General features: G+C 66.7%; 16 protein-coding genes. 6 read left to right on the forward strand and 10 right to left on the reverse strand.

Going from position 1 to position 19,361, the window contains the following annotated elements:
- Nucleotides 1-12: 12 nt before the first annotated feature.
- The 4 genes from ACYX4S_RS19475 to ACYX4S_RS19490 all read right to left on the reverse strand — a co-directional run bounded on the left by ACYX4S_RS19475 (nucleotide 13) and on the right by ACYX4S_RS19490 (nucleotide 5,478).
- Nucleotides 13-774 (reverse strand): Bax inhibitor-1/YccA family protein, encoded by a 762-nt coding sequence (locus ACYX4S_RS19475; protein ID WP_293722254.1) that lies wholly within the window; start codon nucleotides 772-774, stop codon nucleotides 13-15.
- A gap of 304 nt (nucleotides 775-1,078) precedes the next feature.
- Complete coding sequence (locus ACYX4S_RS19480; protein ID WP_476361391.1) at nucleotides 1,079-1,855, reverse strand: hypothetical protein; 777 nt, start codon at nucleotides 1,853-1,855, stop codon at nucleotides 1,079-1,081.
- Between the two features lie 312 nt (nucleotides 1,856-2,167).
- Nucleotides 2,168-4,759, reverse strand: a complete 2,592-nt coding sequence (locus ACYX4S_RS19485; protein ID WP_476361392.1) for an ABC transporter permease — start codon at nucleotides 4,757-4,759, stop codon at nucleotides 2,168-2,170.
- Nucleotides 4,760-4,761: 2 nt separating this feature from the next.
- Entirely contained in the window at nucleotides 4,762-5,478 is a 717-nt protein-coding gene (locus ACYX4S_RS19490; protein ID WP_476361393.1) for an ABC transporter ATP-binding protein, read from the reverse strand.
- Between the two features lie 252 nt (nucleotides 5,479-5,730).
- Between ACYX4S_RS19490 and ACYX4S_RS19495 the strand changes: the two genes are divergently transcribed.
- The 4 genes from ACYX4S_RS19495 to ppa all read left to right on the forward strand — a co-directional run bounded on the left by ACYX4S_RS19495 (nucleotide 5,731) and on the right by ppa (nucleotide 8,959).
- Complete coding sequence (locus ACYX4S_RS19495; protein ID WP_476362895.1) at nucleotides 5,731-6,330, forward strand: arylesterase; 600 nt, start codon at nucleotides 5,731-5,733, stop codon at nucleotides 6,328-6,330.
- A gap of 111 nt (nucleotides 6,331-6,441) precedes the next feature.
- Complete coding sequence (locus ACYX4S_RS19500; RefSeq protein ID WP_422067434.1) at nucleotides 6,442-7,494, forward strand: aldo/keto reductase; 1,053 nt, start codon at nucleotides 6,442-6,444, stop codon at nucleotides 7,492-7,494.
- 183 nt (nucleotides 7,495-7,677) lie between these two features.
- Nucleotides 7,678-8,274 carry an RNA 2',3'-cyclic phosphodiesterase gene (gene thpR / locus ACYX4S_RS19505; protein ID WP_422067435.1) on the forward strand — a complete coding sequence of 199 codons (597 nt, stop codon included), beginning with the start codon at nucleotides 7,678-7,680 and terminating at the stop codon, nucleotides 8,272-8,274.
- A gap of 151 nt (nucleotides 8,275-8,425) precedes the next feature.
- Nucleotides 8,426-8,959 (forward strand): inorganic diphosphatase, encoded by a 534-nt coding sequence (ppa, locus tag ACYX4S_RS19510; RefSeq protein ID WP_293722234.1) that lies wholly within the window; start codon nucleotides 8,426-8,428, stop codon nucleotides 8,957-8,959.
- A gap of 84 nt (nucleotides 8,960-9,043) precedes the next feature.
- On the opposite strand, the gene ACYX4S_RS19515 is transcribed toward ppa, so the two are convergent.
- Entirely contained in the window at nucleotides 9,044-9,829 is a 786-nt protein-coding gene (locus tag ACYX4S_RS19515; protein WP_476361394.1) for an alpha/beta fold hydrolase, read from the reverse strand.
- Between the two features lie 241 nt (nucleotides 9,830-10,070).
- Between ACYX4S_RS19515 and ACYX4S_RS19520 the strand changes: the two genes are divergently transcribed.
- Both ACYX4S_RS19520 and ACYX4S_RS19525 read left to right on the forward strand, forming a co-directional pair.
- A complete protein-coding gene (locus tag ACYX4S_RS19520; protein ID WP_476361395.1) occupies nucleotides 10,071-10,991 on the forward strand; it encodes a sugar kinase in 921 nt (306 codons plus the stop codon).
- A gap of 125 nt (nucleotides 10,992-11,116) precedes the next feature.
- Complete coding sequence (locus ACYX4S_RS19525) at nucleotides 11,117-11,725, forward strand: L,D-transpeptidase (protein WP_293722228.1); 609 nt, start codon at nucleotides 11,117-11,119, stop codon at nucleotides 11,723-11,725.
- A 158-nt stretch (nucleotides 11,726-11,883) separates the two neighbouring features.
- Here the strand turns inward: ACYX4S_RS19525 and dctP are convergent, their stop codons facing one another.
- The 5 genes from dctP to secA all read right to left on the reverse strand — a co-directional run bounded on the left by dctP (nucleotide 11,884) and on the right by secA (nucleotide 19,136).
- Nucleotides 11,884-12,981: a TRAP transporter substrate-binding protein DctP gene (dctP, locus tag ACYX4S_RS19530; RefSeq protein ID WP_476361396.1), complete on the reverse strand. Its 1,098-nt coding sequence runs from the start codon at nucleotides 12,979-12,981 to the stop codon at nucleotides 11,884-11,886.
- Between the two features lie 15 nt (nucleotides 12,982-12,996).
- Nucleotides 12,997-14,322, reverse strand: coding sequence for a TRAP transporter large permease (locus ACYX4S_RS19535; RefSeq protein WP_476361397.1), 1,326 nt, complete (start codon nucleotides 14,320-14,322; stop codon nucleotides 12,997-12,999).
- On the reverse strand, nucleotides 14,312-14,815 hold the full coding sequence (locus ACYX4S_RS19540; protein WP_293722222.1) for a TRAP transporter small permease subunit: 504 nt from the start codon (nucleotides 14,813-14,815) through the stop codon (nucleotides 14,312-14,314). Before ACYX4S_RS19540 ends, ACYX4S_RS19535 begins: the two co-directional genes overlap by 11 nt.
- 182 nt (nucleotides 14,816-14,997) lie before the next feature.
- The gene (locus ACYX4S_RS19545) at nucleotides 14,998-16,194 is read right to left on the reverse strand and encodes an adenylate/guanylate cyclase domain-containing protein (protein ID WP_476361398.1); all 1,197 of its coding nucleotides are present in this window, start codon (nucleotides 16,192-16,194) and stop codon (nucleotides 14,998-15,000) included.
- A 164-nt stretch (nucleotides 16,195-16,358) separates the two neighbouring features.
- Complete coding sequence (gene secA, locus ACYX4S_RS19550; RefSeq protein WP_476361399.1) at nucleotides 16,359-19,136, reverse strand: preprotein translocase subunit SecA; 2,778 nt, start codon at nucleotides 19,134-19,136, stop codon at nucleotides 16,359-16,361.
- Nucleotides 19,137-19,361: the final 225 nt, after the last annotated feature.

The following is a 19,361-nucleotide window of genomic DNA, read 5'->3' on the forward strand; positions in this document are numbered from 1 at the left end:
GCGGCGTCGCGATCAGTCGCGGTTGCCGAACAGCTGCAGCAGCATGATGAAGAGGTTGATGAAGTCGAGGTACAGACGCAGCGCGCCCATGATCGACTTCTTGGCCGCGACCTCGGAGCTGTCGCCCTCGAAGTACATCTCCTTGATCTGCTGCGTGTCGTAGGCCGTCAGGCCGGCGAAGACGAGCACGCCGATCACCGACACGGCGAACTGGATCGCCGAGGAGCCGATGAACATGTTCACCAGCGAGGCGATGATGATGCCGATCAGGCCCATGAACAGGAACGAGCCCCAGCCCGACAGGTCCTTCTTGGTGGTGTAGCCGTAGAGGCTCAGCGCACCGAAGGACGCGGCGGTGATGAAGAACACGCGCGTGATCGACTCGCCGGTGAAGACGAGGAAGATCGAGGACAGCGATACGCCCATGATGGCCGCATAGACCCAGAAGGTCATCTGCGCGGCGCTTGCGCTCATGGACTGGATCTTGAAGCTGAGGAAGAACACCGCCGCGAGCGGGGCGAGCATCACCACCCACTTCAGCGGGCTCATGTAGATGGCCTGTCCGAAAGCGGTCAGCGCCATGCCGCCGGCGGTCTGCTCAACGGCCATGTAGAAGGTGGCAAGAGCCATGGCGCCGGTGATCGCAAGGCCGATCGCCATGTAGTTGTAGACGCCCAGCATGTAGGCGCGCAGGCCCTCGTCATAGACGCCGGCCTCTGCGCGCGCGCCGGCCGCAGCATACCGAATGTTGGAATTGCGGTCGAAGGTCGACATCGAAAGTCCTCTCTGTCGCGGTTCACGGTCACGTTCTGGATCGCTGAGCGCGACGCGAGGGGAGGATCCGTCCCGTTCCCGCATCGGCGCAGCGGGGAACCACGGCTTCACGCCCTGTTCCCCTCCCGACATGCAATCTCCACGCCCCTACCTTCCGGCAGGACCGCGAAAGCCCGCACGTCATGTCCAAATATGGAGATGGCGGCACGGCGGAACAAGGCCCGTCGTGCCGATTTTGCGTTACGGTTTTGTCATGCTGGCCAGTGGGTAAACAGGACGTTTCCCCGCCGGCCGGTCATGCGGCTCACTTCATGGTGGCCAGGCGCGACTTGATCTGGCGGTCGCAGGTGCCGTTCGGCCAGCGAATGATCTCCTCGCCGGCGAAGTCGAGGATTTCCTTCTTCGGGTCCATCATCGTGGCGACATCGATGCCCGGCTTGAACCACTGCACCACGGCGTAGTCGCCGCCGCCGTCCGTGAGGAAGGCGATCGGCTGGCCGTTTTCCACGATGCCGATGCGGCCCGTGCGCACGGGCATGGCCTCGACCTTGCGGCTCTTGCCGTCGATGGTCAGCTTCGACTTGGAAAGATGGAACGACTTGAAGCTGGAGGCGCTGGTGCCGGCCCAGCGGCCGAACAGGCGCTCGCCCTTGTTCTCCACCGACAGGCAGGAGTTCTTGTAATTGGGGATCGACAGGCGCTTGGCGGAAACCTTGGAGATTTCCGTCTGTTCCTTCTTGTTCTTCTCCCGCGTGAAGATCGTGTAGGTCATCTCGTGCTCGCCGGTGCGGTAGACACGGATCTCGACCGGAGCGTAGACGCTCTCGCCCATGGCGCGGGTGTAGAAGTCGAACTGGTTGGCGTCGTTGGTGCCGGCCTTGCGGTAGAGCCAGCGCGCGGGAAGGCCGTTCTCGAACACCAGCCAGTCGCTCAGCACGAGGCCCTCGGGACCGTTGGCGCCATTGGCCTGCCAGACACCGGTGTGGAAGGGGGATTCAGCCGCGGCGGGCTGGACGAGGGCGGCTGCGGCAAGCACGGTCGCGGCGGCGAGCCGGCGCATGGGGCGCAGAAAATCGGACATGTCGGACGTCTCCCGAAGTGACGGTCTGTGTGACGTTGTTGTGCGACGCTGACCGGCAGCGCCGTGATCTGGCAACGGCACACGCCCCGCCCCGACCGGTTGACGACACGCCCGGGCAGGCAGCGACCCGGCCGGATCACCGCCGCCTGGCACGTCAGCCCCCCGATTGGCCGGACGCGAACCAAAGCGGCGCAATTGTAACCGGATCGCGCGCGGAGAAAACGCTTGAATGTCAATACACGCCGGCAGACGTCCACATCTCGTGGATCGTCGTGGAAAACCCCGTGCCCGGCACGTGCCGATTGTCAGTCGTCACAGGTTGCGCAGCACCGGAGCCGGCTTGCGTCCCAGCACGCGCCAGGTGCCGATCAACCCGAGCCCGACGGTGAGCACGAGCGCGGCAACGGCCGCTCCGACCGCCGTCGCCGGCAGGAAGGTGAAGCCCGTGTCCATCACCCGAGTCAGCACGAAGGAGGCGGCCAGCGTTCCAGCGCCGACGGCGAAGGCCGCCGTGACAAGGCCCAGGATCGTGTATTCCAGCGCGAAGGCCGCGATCAGGCGTGCCCGGGTCGCGCCCAGCGTCTTGAGAATCACTGCGTCGTAGGTGCGGTGACGATGGCCGGCGGCCAGGGCGCCGGCAAGGACCAGCACCGAGGCGACGAGGGTGATCGAGGCGGCCGCGCGGATCGCCCAGGCAAGCTGCGCCACGAGATCGTTGACCTGTTCGATGGCGTCCTTGACCCGCACCGCCGTTACGGTCGGAAACTCGGAGGAAAGCGTCTTGAGCAGGGCGAATTCGCGTTCATCGCTGCCGCCGTCCGGGTAGGTCAGTGTGCGCAGATGCGTGTGCGGCGCGCCGGCGAAGGTGTTGGGCGAGAACACCATGACGAAGTTGATGGCGAGCGATTCCCACTCGACCCGTCGGAAGTTGGCGATTTCGGCTGTGATCTCGCGGCCGAGCACATTGACGGTGATCGTGTCTCCGATCTTCAGTCCGAGATCGGCGCCCGCGTCCGCCTCGAAGGACACCAGTGGCGTTCCCGAATGATCGGCCGGCCACCAGGTTCCTTCGGTCAACGTGGCGTTCTCCGGCTTTTGGGCCGCATAGGTGATGCCGCGGTCTCCGCGCAGCACCCAGGCTCCGCCCTCCGACGGCGTGAGCTGGTCGGCGGGCACGCCGTTCACCGCGGCGATGCGTCCGCGCAGCATGGGCGCCCCGTCGATGCTCGCCCCCGGAGCCTCGCGGGCGAGCAGGGCGTCGAAGGCTTCGCGTTCGTTCTGTTGCACATCGAGAAAGAAGAAGCTCGGCGCCTGCGCGGCAATGCTCTGGCCAAGTTCGCGGCGCAGGTTTCCGTCGATGAGGGCAAGGGTGACGAGCAGCGACAGGCCGAGCCCCAGCGAAAGCACCACCGAGGGCGTGAGCGCGCCGGGGCGGTGGATGTTGCCGATCGCAAGCCGAAGCTCCGTGCCGCGCGGGCGCGGCGCTCGGCGCGCGAGCGCCATGATGAGGCGTGCGATGAGCGCCAGAAGCGCAAAGACGACCAGCGTCGCGCCCACATAGGTCAGCGAGATGCGCAGATCGCCGGCGAGCACGACGGCGAGCCCGGCGAGAAGCGTCACGGTCGCCACCGTCGCGATGACATAAGCCGGGCGGGGACGCTTCGCCTCGCCGCTGACGTCATCGCGAAACAGCAGCCGGGGCGCGACGTCATGGGCGCGCCCGAGCGGCCACAGCGCGAAGGCGAGGGCGGTGAGGCCACCGTAGAGCGCGCCGAGGCCGAGTTCGGCGGGATAGATGCCGGCGACCGCGTGAACGGGCAGGATGCCGGCGAGCGCGCCGGCGGCGGCAAGCGGGATGAGCGCCCCGAGCACAAGGCCGATGACGATGCCGACGCTCGCGAGCACGGCGATCTGCATCAGGTAGACGCGGAAGACGAAGCCGCCCTCGGCGCCGACGCAGCGCAGGGTCGCGATGACCGGCCGCTTGGCGTCGAGATAGGAGCGCACCGCATTGGCGACGCCGACGCCGCCCACGACGAGCGCCGTCAGGCCGACGAGGGTCAGGAACTGGGCGAGCCGCCCGATGTTGCGCTGGAGACCGGGCGCGGCCTCGGCGCGGGACTGGATGCGCCAGCCGGCGCGCGGGAAGGCGGCCTTCGCCTCTTCCTCGAGCGTGGCGATTTCGTCCGTCGTCGTGCCCTGGGGCAGGCGGATGCGGTAGATCCAGCGCACGAGACTGCCTGGCTGGACAAGGCCGGTCTCTTCAAGTGCCGCGTCGGAAATGGTGATGCGCGGACCGAAATTGACGCCGTCGCTCAGCCGGTCGGGCTCCGTGGCGATCGTGTCGGTGATGGCAAGCTCGGCGCGGCCGAGGCGGAAGGTGTCGCCGACCGCGAGGCCGAGGCGCACCAGAAGCTCGGGCTCCACGACGGCGCCATGGTGGCCGTCCCGCAGGGCGAGCGCGTCGGCAAGGGACGCTCCCGAGGCGAGCTCCATCGTGCCGTAAAGCGGAAAGGCCCCGTCCACGGCCTTGAGCTCGACCAGTGTCTGCTCGCCGGTATCGGGCACGCGGGCCATGGCGCGCAGGGTCGCGATCCGTGACACCTGCCCCAGGTCGTCGAGGAACGCCTGCTCGTCGGCATCGGCCTGACGGTGGATCAGGCGGAAGGACATGTCGCCGCCGAGGATCGTGGTTCCCTCGGCCGAGATGCCTTCCACCAGCGCCCGCGACACGGAGGCGACGCCGGAGATGGCCGCGACGCCGAGCGCGATGCAGGCGATGAAGACGTAGAATCCCTTCAGGCCGCCGCGCATCTCGCGCAGGGCGAAGCGCATCGCAAGCCCTAGGCCGGGCCGGGAGCGCTGAGAGGGGGCGGCGGACGGGCGTGCCTTGGTGCCGTGCATCGTCAGGCGATCCCGAGCGCGGGTTCGGCGTCGATGGTCTCGATGTGCCCGTCGCGAACCCGGATCATGGCATCGCAGCGACGGGCAAGGGCCGCGTCATGGGTGACGAGAACCATGGTCATGCCGCGCGAGGCGCAGGCCTCGAACATGAGCTCGACGATCTGCGCGCCGGTGGTTTCGTCCAGATTGCCGGTCGGTTCGTCGGCGAGAAGCAGGGGCGGGCGGATCGCCAGCGCGCGGGCTATCGCGACGCGCTGCTGCTCGCCGCCGGACATCTGCGCCGGATAGTGGCCGGCGCGATGCGCGAGGCCGACGGCCTCCAGTTCCGCGCGTGCCGCCTCGAAGGCGTCGGCGCGCCCGGCAAGTTCGAGCGGTACCGCGACGTTTTCCAGCGCGCTCATGTTGGGAATGAGATGGAAGGACTGGAACACGATGCCGATCTCGCGCCCCCGGAAACGGGCGAGAGCGTCCTCGTCGAGCCGCGTCAGGTCCGTGCCGGCGATGGACACGCTGCCGCTGTCGGCGCGCTCCAGGCCCGCCATCACCATGAGGAGCGTGGACTTGCCCGACCCCGAGGGGCCGACGATGCCGAGCGAACGGCCGGTCTCCACGTCGAGGCCGACCCCCTTGAGAATGTCGACACGCCCGGCGCCCTGGCCGAGGCTGAGGTGAACGTCTTCAAGCCGGATGAGGGGCGCTGCGGCAGGCCGGTCGGTCATGGAAAGCCCTGTTTCTTCGTGCGATCGGTCGTCGGTTCGCGCCCGCGCGTCGACCCTCGAGGGCTCCGGCGGACACTGTCCGGCGGCGGGCCTCGATCGGGCCGCATTGCCGGGAGAAGGATTTGAACGATATGGGAAGGCGAGCCAGTCGCGTCCAGAGGAAGAGAACCGGTGAGACAGTTTGATACATTTTTTGCCCGCGCCGCACGTCGTGTGGCGACCGTTCTTTTCGCTCTCGCCTGCGTCGCGGGGATGCCGCAGGGCGCGCAAGCCGACCCTCTCGTGATCGCCGCCTTCGGCGACAGCCTGTCCGCCGGCTACCGGCTCCCGCCCGAGGACGCCTTTCCCGCCCGGCTCGAGACGGCGTTGAAGGCGCGGGGGCATGATGTGAAGGTGCTCAACGCGTCCGTCTCCGGCGACACGACGACCGCGGGCCTTGCGCGGCTCGACTGGTCGCTCGGCGAGGAGGTGGACGCGGCGATTGTCGAACTCGGCGCCAACGACGCCTTGCGCGGACTGCCCGTCGAGACCACGCGGGACAATCTCGAGGCCATTGTGCGCCGGCTCAGGGAGCGCGGCATCACCGTGCTGCTCGCGGGCATGAAGGCGCCGCGCAACATGGGCGAAGAGTATGCCGACGCCTTCGACGCGATCTACCCCGACCTGGCTCGGAGCGAGGACGTGCTGCTCTATCCCTATTTCCTGGAGGGCATTCCGGTTTCGCCCGAGACGGTGATGGCCGACGGGATGCATCCGACGGCGGCCGGCGTGGAGCTGATCGTGGAGGGTATCCTGCCAAGCGTCGAGAAGCTGATTTCACGGAGCGGGGAGGACCGCGCCCCGCGCGGTTGACCTTGGCCGGGGCCGGGGCCAAAGTGTCGCCCCTCAGCAATTTACCCTACGCAATATCCGCGAGGGCCGCCCTCCCGCGTGCCCCGCATTTCCAACAGGACGACGGACCCCATGGAACAGCGCCGACTTGGACGCACAGACATTACCGTGTCGAGCCTTTCGCTCGGCACGATGACCTTCGGCGAGCAGAATACCGAGGCCGAGGGCCACGCCCAGCTCGATCTCGCGCTCGACCGGGGCATCAACCTTCTCGATGCCGCCGAACTCTATCCGATCCCGCCGAAGGCCGAGACCCAGGGCCGCACCGAGGAAATCATCGGCACCTGGCTGAAGGCGCGGGGCAACCGCGACAAGGTGGTCCTGGCGACGAAGGTCGTGGGACGGTCCGACAACACCTGGTTCCGTGACGCGGGCGTGAAGGCGAACCTGTCGCGCGCGCATGTGGAAGAAGCCGTCAACAAGAGCCTCAAGCGGCTCGGCACCGACTACATCGACCTGTACCAGATCCACTGGCCCGACCGGAACGTGTCCGGCTTCGGCTCCAATCCGACGATCTGGAGCGACCCGGCGCCCCTCGAGGACGAGGTGGAGATCGAGGAGACGCTTGCCGCCCTCGCCGAGCATGTAAAGGCGGGCAAGATCCGTCATGTCGGCCTGTCGAACGAGAGCGCCTGGGGCACCATGCGGTTCCTTGCGGTTGCCGAGAAGATGGGGCTGCCGCGCGTCGTCTCGATCCAGAACGCCTACAATCTCGTCAACCGGACCTTCGAGACCGGTCTGGCGGAGATCGCCCATCGCGAGCAGGTGGGCCTGCTGGCCTATTCGGCTCTGGCGCAGGGCTACCTCACCGGCAAGTACCGCGACGGCGCTCGGCCCGAGGGCGCCCGCAAGACGCTCTTCGACCGGCTGCAGCGCTACGAGAAGCCGGGCGCGGAGGAGGCGATCAACGCCTATGTCGACCTTGCCGCCGATCTCGGCGTGTCGCCCTCGCAGCTTGCCATCGCCTTCGTTCAGGCGCGTTCCTTCACCACCTCGGTGATCCTTGGGGCGACCACCATCGCCCAGCTCGAGCATGATCTGGATGCGGACGGCTTCAAGATCACCGACGAGATCGAGGCGAGGATCACCGAGATCTACCAGCATCGCGGCAGCCCCTGCCCGTAAGGCCGCCCGGGCGCAGCCTGCTGATTCGCGCGACGGCGGTTCCCCCGGGAGCCGCCGTTCGTCGTTGAGGGCGGGGGATGGGAGCGGCAAGGTCTTGTTGCAGCGCGCAAAACCGTTTTTCGCTTGCAGAGATGCGGGTTTGCCGTCCTGATGAAGGCATCGGAGACAGCGGAGGGCCAAGCCATGCCTCGACTGTTCACCGGGCTTGAGATCCCGTCCCAGACGGGCCTCATGCTCTCCCTTCTGCGCGGCGGACTGCGCGGTGCGCGCTGGATCGATCCCGAGAATTATCACATCACATTGCGGTTCATCGGTGACGTCGACGACCGGATGGCCGACGAGATCGCCGACGCGCTCGACCGGGTGCGCCGGGCTCCCGTGCAGGTGCGCATCACCGGGCTGGGGGCGTTCGCCAACGGCAAGCCGCACGCGGTGTTCGCGCGTGTGGAACCCGCAAGCGACCTGGTGGAGATGCAGGGCGAGCAGGAGCGCATGATGCAGCGCCTCAGGCTCCAGCCCGAGCGGCGCAAGTATGTGCCGCATGTGACGCTCGCCCGCTGCCGCTCCTCCAGCAACGAGGACGTGGCGCGCTGGCTGGCCGAGCACGGGGGCTTTCAGGAGCTGACCTTCACGGCGAACCGCTTCGTGCTGCTGTCGTCGAAGGACAGTGTCGGGGGCGGTCCCTATCTGGTCGAGGAGGCCTATCCGCTCGACCAGGGCAGGGGATCGGGCGGCTACGCTCAGGTGGACGGGCTCGTCGCCCCTTCCGATCGCTGGTAGACCGGCTGGCCCGGACCGCAAGGTGCAGCGCACAATTTCCGGCTTGCCTTTGACGGCGCGGCTTGCCATACAGCCCGCGATCAACCGTTTCATGCAAGGTCCGGGACCCGTGCTTCGTCGCGCCCCGCCGGCCTGCCCGAGGAGCCTGCCCATGCGCATTGATGCCGTGCCGATCGGCAAGAACCCGCCCGAAGACATCAACGTCATCATCGAAGTCTCGGTCGGCGGCGAGCCCATCAAGTACGAGATGGACAAGGATGCGGGCGCGATGTACGTCGACCGCTTCCTCTACACGCCGATGCGCTACCCCGGCAATTACGGCTTCGTTCCGCACACGCTGTGCGGCGACGGCGACCCGGTCGACGTGATCGTGGCCAACCAGCGCCCGATCGTTCCCGGCGCCATCATGAACTGCCGCCCGATCGGCGTGCTGTTCATGGAGGACGAGGCGGGCCAGGACGAGAAGCTCCTTGCCGTGCCGTCCGCCAAGCTGACGCGCCGCTACGAGAACGTGAACCACTACGAGGACCTGCCGGACATCACCATCCAGCAGATCAAGCACTTCTTCGAGCACTACAAGGATCTCGAGCCGAACAAGTGGGTGAAGATCACCGGCTTCGGCGGCCCGGACGAGGCAAAGCGCATCATCCTGGAGTCCATCGAGCGGGCCAAGGGCGCCAAGTAAGGCGCTCCCGCCTTCGGGACCGGAACAAAAAACGAAAAGGGCCGTGCCGTGGGGCGCGGCCCTTTTTTCATGTCCGGCGCGCTGTCAGGTGGAAGAAACCTGCTCGCCGATGATGCGGGCGACGGCTTCCGGGCGCTCCAGATGGGGCATGTGGCCCATGCGGTCGAAGACATGCACCCCGAAGACGCCCGGCACGTCGCGGGCCTGGGTCACGGGCAAAACCTTGTCGGAAGTGCCCCAGACGAGGCGCACCGGAATGCCGAGGGCCGCGATATCCTCCAGCGGCAGCACCTGCTGGCGCGGGCCGTCGAGCAGGCTCTTCACGATCTCCACCAGGGTTTCGACCACGCCGGGGCGCGCGCGCCATTCGGCGGCCTGCCGCACCACGAGCGGCGGGAGAACGAAGTCGGGTCCGAAGAACTGCTCGAAGAGAAGGTGAATGACGTTTGCCTCGCGGGCGCTGGCGAAATGACGCAGGAGGGCGTGGTTGATCTCCGTGCCGAAGCCGCCGGGCGCCAGAAGCGTCATGCTTGCCACCCGTTCCGGCGCCTTGAGCGCGAGCAGGCAGGCGGCGGCCCCGCCCATGGAGTGACCGACGACATGGGCGCGGGGCACCTCCATCACGTCAAGCGATCCGGCGACGGCGCGCGCCGCGGCTCCCGCTCCGCCGATGCGCGGCCAGTCGAGAGCCCTGCCGTGGCCGGGAAGGTCGAAGGCAATGGTGCGACGTCGTGGCGCGAGACGCTCCGAGAGGCCCGAGAATCCGCGCGCGTCGCCGGCGAATCCGTGCAGAAGCACGATCGGTGCGTCGTCGGTGGCGTCTCCCGGCGCCGGCCCGGTGTCGAGGAAGGGGAGGGCGATGTCGGCCATGTGCTTCGTCCCGGAAATCTGTCGTTCGTTTCAGGCGGGAGCCTTGCTGACGAAGGCGCCCCGGTGTGTTTTGGCATGCCCGCGCGCCGCTGGCGAGGGGCGGAGGCGCGCCGGTCCCGCGGAGAGCGCTTGTCAGGCTGCGGTTGACACGCGGCGACAGGCGGCGCATGGGAATTAAATCGATTGAAACGGCGCGGCAGGGCCTTTGCCTTGCGCGACAAGAATGGGAGTGGCGTGTTCGATGGAGCTTCTGTTTCTCGGCGAGCCGATGATCGAGTTCAACCAGACGACCCCGGATGGCCCCTATGTGCAGGGCTTTGGGGGCGACACGTCCAACGCGGCGATCGCGGCGGCGCGTCAGGGGGCGTCGGTCGGCTATCTGGGGGCGACGGGCGCGGATGTGTTCGGGGACCTGTTCGACGTGCTGTGGCGGAGCGAGCGTGTCGACACGCGCGCGGTGTTGCGCATGGAGGACGCTCCCACAGGGCTTTATTTCGTCACCCACGGGCCGCAGGGGCATGTCTTCTCCTACCGCCGCGCGGGCTCCGCATCCAGCCGCTACGGCGTACGGCATCTGCCGCACGATCTCCTGAAGCAGGCCAAGGTGCTGCATGTGTCGGCCATCAGCCAGGCGATTTCGGACGTTGCCTGCGACGGTGTTTTCGAGGCCATCGACATCGTGCGAAAGGCGGGCGGCCTTGTTTCCTATGACACCAATCTGCGGCTGAAGCTGTGGCCGCTGGCGCGGGCCCGGGCCGTCATCGAGGCGACGGCGGCCATGGCCGACATCGTGCTGCCGGGACTCGACGACGCGCGCCTGCTGACGGGGCTGGAGACAGCCGGAGAGATCGCTGACCACTATCTCGCTCTCGGCGCGCGCCATGTGGGGCTGACGCTCGGGGCCGACGGCGTTCTCTACGCGAATCGCGACACGCGCGAGCGCATCGCACCGCATGTGGTGAAGGCGGTGGATGCGACGGGCGCGGGGGATGCCTTCGACGGTGCCTTTCTCGCCGAGCTCCTGGCAACCGGCGATGGCGTCGCGGCGGCCCGTCACGCGAACGCGGCTGCGGCGCTTGCCGTGTGTGGCTACGGCGCTGTTGCGCCCCTGCCACATCGCGCCGACGTCCTCGCACTGCTTGAAAAAGAGAAAGGGAACTGAAACCTCCTCCCGTGTATTTTCGGCGTCTCAGTGTTTCGGGTGAGCGCGGGCGGCAAGGGCCGCTGCGCGCGGTTCAGGCGGATTGGCTGCGGTGCGTTACACGGGCCGGACAGCGAGGAGATGTCATGCGGTTTTGGACGGGACTGGTGGGCGCGGTTGTCACGCTCGGCCTGGCGACGGGGGCCGCGCAGGCCCAGAGCGGGCGCTTCTATGATCCGGTGAGCCGGAGCTGGCAGGAATACAGCATCACGCCGGAAGCGGCGGGCAAGATCGCGCGGGAGAAGTACAAGCGCACGGTGGTGAGCTACCGCACTTCCGAGGAGCCGGGGTCGGTGATCGTCGACACCCGCGACCGCTATCTCTACTACGTGATGCCGGGCGGAAAGGCGATGCGCTACGGCATCGGTGTCGGGCGCGAGGGCTTCGGCTGGTCGGGCACGGAGAAGGTGACGCGCAAGGCCAAGTGGCCGGGTTGGACGCCGCCGCCGGAAATGATCGTTCGCGAGCGCAAGAAGGGCCGCAAGCTGCCCTCCTACATGCCCGGCGGCCCCAAGAACCCGATGGGCGCCCGCGCGCTCTATCTCGGCTCCACCGAGTATCGCATCCACGGCACCAACGAGGACTGGTCGATCGGCCGGGCCGTTTCGTCGGGTTGCATCCGGATGCTGAACGAGGACGTCGAGAACCTGTATGAAAAGGTCAAGGTCGGCGCCAGGGTGGTCGTCAAGCAGTAATGGTCTCGACGCTTCGGGTCCTGACCGACCTGGAAGGGCTTCTTCTCAAATGCGAAAGCCGGCCCCGGGGCCGGCTTTCATCGTTTCTGGCTTGCAGGTTTCCGGCCTGCAGGTCGCGAGACAGTGCCGGCGGATTGCTCCGCCGGCAGGTGTGCCGCTTACTTTTCGGCGCAGGCGCGGATCTTCTCGATGTCCGGACCGTTCGGGGTGCGGCCGAGATTGAACGGCGCGGACGCCTCGCGCCAGCCGCGATAGTCCTCCAGGTAGGAGAGCTGGCTGAGATAGACCTTCGCCGAGGACGGGGTCTCGCAGGCGGTCTCCACGATGACCTCGTTGGCCATTTCCTGGATCTTGGCCAGCGTCTCGTCATCCATGCGGGTGATCTCGGTGCCGGCTTCCTGGAACTTGGCGTAGGCCTCGTTGGCGCGCTTCTCGGTGAAGGCGAGCGACCACAGAAGCGTTGCGTCGGCGGCGATCTTCAGCTTCTCCTGGGTCTCGGGTGACAGCGCGTCCCAGGCGGCCTTGTTGATCATCACGCCGAAGACCGAGGCCGACTGGTGCCAGCCCGGGGTCGACCAGTACTTGGTGACCTGCTGGAAGCCGCCGGAATAGTCGACGTTCGGCGTGGAGAACTCGGCTCCGTCGATCACGCCGCGCTCCAGCGACTGGTAGATCTCGCCACCGGCCATGGAGACCTGGCTGCCGCCGAGCTTCTCCAGCAGGCGGCCCTGCTCGAGGCCGGACAGGCGCAGGCGCTTGCCCTGGAGATCCTCGAGGTTGCGGATCGGCGCGTTGGTGCGGAAGCCGGACTCGTTGTTGGTCACGCCGTAGGGCAGATAGACCATGCCGAACTTGCCGTAGGTCTCCATGTAGAGCTCGTCACCGCCCCACTGCTTGATCCAGTTCACGTAGTCGACGGCGTTGAACAGGCTGGCGGTGGTGGAAAGCGGCGAGAACGCGGGATCGCGGCCGGCCCAGTACCCCGGCCAGTCGCCGCCGGCCTGGATGGAGCCGGATTCGACGGCGCCGAACACCTCGCCCGAGGGAACGAGGCTGCCACCCTCGTAGAAGTCGATGGTCAGTTCGCCCTCGGTGAGCTTGTTGGCGAGATCGACGAAATGCTTGTCGGTCTCGATCAGCTCCAGGGACGACGGCCAGGTGGTGGTCATCGTCCAGCTTTCCTGCGCCAGGGCGGGGCCCGCCACGGTGGCGAGCACGGCAAGGCTTGCGGCGTATTTCAGGGATGTCTTCAGCATGACGTCTCCTCCCGTCTAGTTGCTTGCATAGAGAACGCTGGGCAGCCAGGTCACGAGGTCGGGGACCAGGGCCACCAGCAGGCACATCATGACGATCAGTCCCACGAAGGGCAGGACGCCGATGATGATGTCTCCGGTCGACACGCTGCGTGGGGCTATCGCCCGCAGGTAGAACAGCGCATAGCCGAATGGAGGGGTGAGGAACGAGGTCTGAAGCACGACGGCCATCAGCACCACGAACCACAGAAGGCTCACGTTCATCTCCTGCACGATGGGCAGGAAGATGGGGAAGGACAGCAGCACGATGCCCGTCCAGTCGAGGAAGGCGCCGAGCAGGAACACGATCACCATCATCATGGCGATCAGGGCCCAGGGCTCCATGTCGAGGCTGCGGATGATCTCCTGCACGGCACGCAGGCCGCCGGTGATGTTGAACACGCCCGTGAAGGCTGTCGCCCCGACGACGATGAACAGGATCATCGCCGAAGTGCGGCCCGTCTCCAGCAGCGCGCCATAGAAGGTCTTCATCTGGAACTTGCCGCGCACGATGACGATGCCGAGTGCCAGGAAGGCGCCGATGGCGGAGGCCTCCGTGGCAGTGGCGATGCCGGCCAGAAGGCTTCCGAGAATGCCCAGGATCAGCACGAGCGGCGGTGCCGCCTCGAAGGCGAGAAGGCGCAGCAACTCGGCGCGCCCGACCTTCTCGTCGGGCTCGACCGAGGGTGCGAGGTCGGGACGCAGGATGGCGATCAGGGCGACATATCCGGCGTAGAGCAGGCCGAGCAGGACGCCTGGAACCATGGACCCGGCGAAGAGCTCGCCCACCGAAAGCGGCGAGTAGCTCGCCATCAGGATCAGCATGATCGACGGCGGGATGAGGATGCCGAGGCAGCCCGAGGAGGCGATGACGCCCGTGGTGAGCCTCGCGCTGTAGCCGTATTGCAGCATGGGACGCAGTGCCATGACGCCCATGACCGTGATCGACGCGCCGATGATGCCGGTGGTGGCCGCAAGCAGGATCGAGATGAAGACGACCGCGAGCGCCAGGCCGCCGCGCACCCGCGACATGAGCAGGCGCAAGGTCTCGAACATGCGGTCGGTGACGCCGGAATCAGACAGGAAGCGCGCCATCAGCACGAAGAGCGGGATCGCGATCAGCGTGTAGTTGTCGAGAACGTCGCCGTAGATGCGGTTGACGACGATGCCGAGCAGCATGGGCTTGCCGGCGAGGAGGGTGCCCGCGACCGCGGCACCGCCGAGGACGAAGGCAAGCGGATGCCCCATGAACAGCCCCAGAAGGAGCATTCCGAACATGGCGGCCGCGATGAGTTCAGGCGTCATGGCGTACGACGTCTTCCCGGTCCAGGACCAGCTTGAGGAATTCCGAAATGCCCTGCAGCAGCAGCAGACCCGCCGCGAGGCACATGGCCATCTTCAGCGGATACACGGGGAGCTGGACGGCGCCGTAGGTCGTCTCGCCCTGGTTCCAGGACCGGGCGGCGAAAATCCACGACTGCTCGAGGAATACCCATGCGAAGGGAAAGAAAAAGAGCGGGTAGCCCGCCGCCTCGACAATGCGCCGGGCGCGCGGGCGCAGGGCGCCCGTGATCAGGTCGACCCGCACATGCGCCTGATGGCGCAGTGCATAGCCCCCCAGCAGCACGAAATAGAATCCGAAAAGCTGCTTTGTCACGTCGAACGCCCAGCGTGTCGGGGCGTTCAGCGCATACCGCATGATGACGTCGTAAATGATGATCGCGGCGAAGACGATGGCCAGCACGCTGATGACGCGTCCGACCACCTCGTTCAAGCCGTCTATGGCACGAAACAGCATGGCTCCTCCCTAAAGCGAGACGATCATGTCCGGCACTGCAGTTCCTGACAAGAGCAAGAAACGCAGCCAGCGGTTGGTGAGTCAAACTGACGCAACGTCGATAATGGCTTGTCGCACAATGACAAAAATATGAACAGACTGTCAGTTCTCTGGAGGGGAGGCGAAGCGGGTAAGAACCGCGTTCACGGCGTCACCGGACCCCGTGGAGCGTAAAGTTCGACCTCGGCGCCGAAACCGGCGAGCGGGTAGCTTCCGCGCCGTTCGAAGCGTCCGGGCGCGACGGCGGCGATCTCCGATGTGACCAGAAGCGGGCTCGCCAGCGTCTTGGTCATCTGCTCGATGCGGGCGGCCGCGTTCACCGTGGGGCCGATGACCGAGAAGGTCATGCGGTCCGCGACGCCGATGTTGCCGAACATCACGGACCCGTGCGAGAGCGCGATGCCGCAGCGCAGGGGAAGAGAGGTCCCTTGTGCCGCCTGATCCATGCGCACCAGCGCGGTCTCGGCAGCCTGAAGCGCGCGCGACGCGGCGGCCTCGAAGCCGTCGACCTCGATGGGAAAGACGGCGAGTATCGCGTCGCCGATAAAGTCGAGCACGTCGCCGCCGGCCTCCGTCACGGCGCCCGCCGCCGCGTCGAAATAGGTGTTGAGATGCGCGAGGTAGACGTCCGGCGGGAGCCGGTCGGCAAGGCCGGTCGAATCGCGCAGGTCGGAATAGAAGATCACCGCCTCCAGGGCCTCCCCGTCCCCGTGGCGGATCTTGCCGGACAGCACGTGGCGGCCGGCACGGCGCCCCAGATAGGTTTCGGCAAGCGTGCTGGCTATGCGTGTCTGGATGGTGGAGCGGGCCGCCAGCGCCAGGCGGATCTGCAGGTACTCGACGTCGTCCACCGAACGGGCGTCGAAGCCATCGGGCGCGCGCGTCGCCCAACTCGCGATCATGCCCGAGGCGCCCGTCTCGTTGGTGTTGGGCAGGTCGAAGCCCGTGCGCATCAAAAGGTAATCCGTATGTCCCTCGTCACGCAGGCGGCGCAGCAGGGGAAAGCCCGGATCCGTGTTGGCGGCAGCCAGGTTGCGCCGCAGGCGGTCCTCGCCGCTGACGATCAAGGCCCGGATCGGACTGTCTAGCCATTCCGCGCCCTCGCCATGCTCATGACGGTACTGCTCGAAGCGCGCGCCCTCATCCAGGGTCCACAGCACCGCTTCGGCGTCGACGAGCGGATGAAGGGTGGCCCAGGCCAGATTTGCGCGAACGATCGGAATCCCCAGGGAGCGAAGACGCTCGCAGGTGCCCGCGAACAGGGCGGATATGTCCGGACTGCCGAGCGCCTCGCGGATCAGCCAGTCCTCTATCTCCTCAAGCTCCGGGCGCGTGCGCATGGCTCCTCCCGCGACGGGCGGCGGCATGCCGCGCGATCGCTTCTTCATATCGTGTGGCGTCGGGCGGGATCAATCGCGGGCAGGAGCTGCTGCCTCGCGGACAAAAAAGCCGGACGGGAATTCCTCCCGCCCGGCCGTATTCACATTGTTCCGCGCTGCAAGGCTCAGGAAAGCAACCCGTGGCAGTGCTTGTACTTCTTGCCAGAACCGCAGGGGCAGAGCTCGTTGCGTCCGACCTTGCCCCAGGTCGAGGGAACGTTCGGGTCGCGCGCGCCGCCGGCAAGCTGGGGAGCCGGCTCGCCCTCGAACTCGTTCTCGCCCGTGAGCGGATCGCGGTGCTCGGCGTGCATCTCGGGAAGCTGCTGCTGTTCCTCAAGGTTGGGAGTGTCCTGCACCAGCTCGACACGCATGAGCTGTGCCGTGACCGCCTGACGCAGGTTGGCCAGCATGCCCTCGAACAGGGTGAAGGCCTCGGTCTTGTACTCCTGCAGCGGATCGCGCTGGGCGTAGCCACGGAAGCCGATCACCGAACGCAGGTGGTCGAGATTGGCCAGATGCTCGCGCCACAGGTGGTCGAGCGTCTGCAGGAGGACGGCCTTTTCCACCTGACGCATGATGTCGGGCGAATACTGGGCGACCTTGCGGGCCATGGCCTCGTCGGCGGCCTTCTTGAGACGGTCGATGACCTCCTCGTCGGCGATGCCTTCCTCGCGGGCCCAGTCCTGCACCGGCAGGTCAAGCGCGAGATACTGGCGCACCTCTCCTTCGAGTCCCTCGGTGTCCCACTGCTCGGGATAGGCCTTTTCGGGAATGTGCCGGGCGACCATGTCCTCGATCACGTCGTGGCGCATGTCGGCGACGGTCTCGGCGACCGCCTCGCCGTCCATAAGCTCGATGCGCTGGTCGAACACGACCTTGCGCTGGTCGTTCATGACGTCGTCGAACTTGAGCAGGTTCTTGCGGACGTCGAAGTTGCGCGCCTCGACCTTCTGCTGCGCCTTGGCCAGCGCCCGGTTGATCCAGGGATGGACGATGGCCTCGCCGTCCTTCAGGCCCAGCTTCTGCAGCATTCCGTCCATGCGGTCGGAGCCGAAGATGCGCATCAGGTCGTCCTGCAGCGACAGGAAGAACTTGGAGTGGCCGGGATCGCCCTGGCGGCCCGAACGGCCGCGCAGCTGGTTGTCGATGCGCCGGCTCTCGTGGCGCTCCGTGCCGATCACGTAGAGGCCGCCGGCCTCGATCGCGCGCTGCTTGCGGGCCTCGATCTGGCTGCGGATCTCGGCCTCGCGCGCGGCGCGCTCCTCGCCCTCGGGCAGGTCGCCGAGCTCGTGCTCGATGCGCATGTCGGCGCTGCCGCCGAGCTGGATGTCGGTGCCACGACCGGCCATGTTGGTCGCGATCGTCACCGCGCCGGGCACGCCGGCCTGGGAGATGATCGTGGCTTCCTGCTCGTGGTAGCGCGCGTTCAGGACGGCGAACACCTTGGCCTTCGTGATGCCGTCATCGGTGAACAGCGGCTTGAAGGCGTCGGGGTCGTTGACGTCCATCTGCTTGTAGCCGGCCTTCTTGAGGCGGGCGGCGAGAAGTTCGGACTTCTCGATGGAGGTGGTGCCGACGAGCACCGGCTGGCCCCGGCCCTTGCAGTCGTCGATGAGCTCGACGATGGCGTCGTATTTCTCCTCGACCGTGCGGTAGACCTCGTCATCATCGTCGATGCGCTGCACGGCGAGATTGGTGGGAATGCCGACCACTTCAAGGCCGTAGATGTTGGCGAATTCCTCGGCTTCCGTGTCGGCCGTGCCGGTCATGCCGGCAAGCTTGGAATAGAGGCGGAAGTAGTTCTGGAAGGTGATCGAGGCCAGCGTCTGGTTCTCGGGCTGGATCGCCACCTTCTCCTTGGCCTCGAGTGCCTGGTGCAGGCCCTCCGAATAGCGCCGGCCCGGCATCATGCGGCCGGTGAACTCGTCGATGATGACGACCTCGCCGTTGCGCACGATGTAGTCCTTGTCGCGCTGGAACAGCTTGTGGGCCTTCAGCGCCTGCTGCAGGTGGTGAACGATGGACACGTTCTCCACGTCGTAGAGGCCGTCGCCCTTGAGCTGTCCCGCCTCGCGCAGCAGGGTTTCCACGCGCTCGTTGCCGCTTTCGGTGAACGTGGCGGAGCGCTGCTTCTCGTCGAGTTCGAAGTCCTCGTCCGACAGCATCGGGATGAAGGCGTCGACGGTGTTGTAGAACTCGCTGCGGTCCTCGAGGGGGCCGGAGATGATGAGCGGCGTGCGCGCCTCGTCGATGAGGATCGAGTCCACCTCGTCGACGATCGCGAAATTGTGTCCGCGCTGCACCATGGAGGCGCGGTCGTATTTCATGTTGTCGCGCAGGTAGTCGAAGCCGAACTCGTTGTTCGTGCCGTATGTCACGTCGGCGGCATAGGCCGCGCGGCGCTCCTCGTCGCTCAGCCCGTGGACGATGACGCCGACGGAGAGGCCGAGGAAGCGATAGATCCGGCCCATCCACTCCGCATCGCGGCTGGCGAGGTAGTCGTTGACGGTGACGACGTGAACGCCCTTGCCCTCAAGGGCGTTGAGATAGACGGCCAGGGTCGCGACCAGCGTCTTGCCCTCACCGGTGCGCATTTCCGAGATCTGTCCCGAATTCAGCACGATGCCGCCGATGAGCTGCACGTCGTAGTGCCGCTGGCCAAGGACGCGGCGCGAGGCCTCGCGCACGGTGGCGAACGCGGGCTCGAGGATGTGGTCCAGTTTCTTGCCGGTCGCCAGTTCCTCGCGGAAGGTCGCGGTGCGGGCGCGCAACTCGTCGTCGCTCAGCCCCTTCACCTCTTCCTCGAGCGCGTTTATGGCGGCGACCCTGCTTCGCATCTGCTTGATGCGGCGGTCGTTTGCGCTTCCGAAAAGCTTTCTGGCGAGTGCGCCGAGGCCGGCCATGTGGCGGTCCTTATGCTTCACGCGGCTGCCGCCCGGATGTTCTTAAGAGCAGGCGGCGATCCACTGATCAGATTGACGATACGGGCGCGTGCCAGCCTCAGATCCGCCGCAATGGGAGGGGAGAGGGACGCACGCTCGACAAGAAGCCGTTCGGCCGACCGGCCGGGCCGTTCGAGAGATAAGAGGGGGTCGGAAGGTTGTCAACGCCGCGTCTTTTGCGCCAGT

The sequence above is a fragment of the Stappia sp. ABD4_338 genome, from assembly GCF_056312175.1.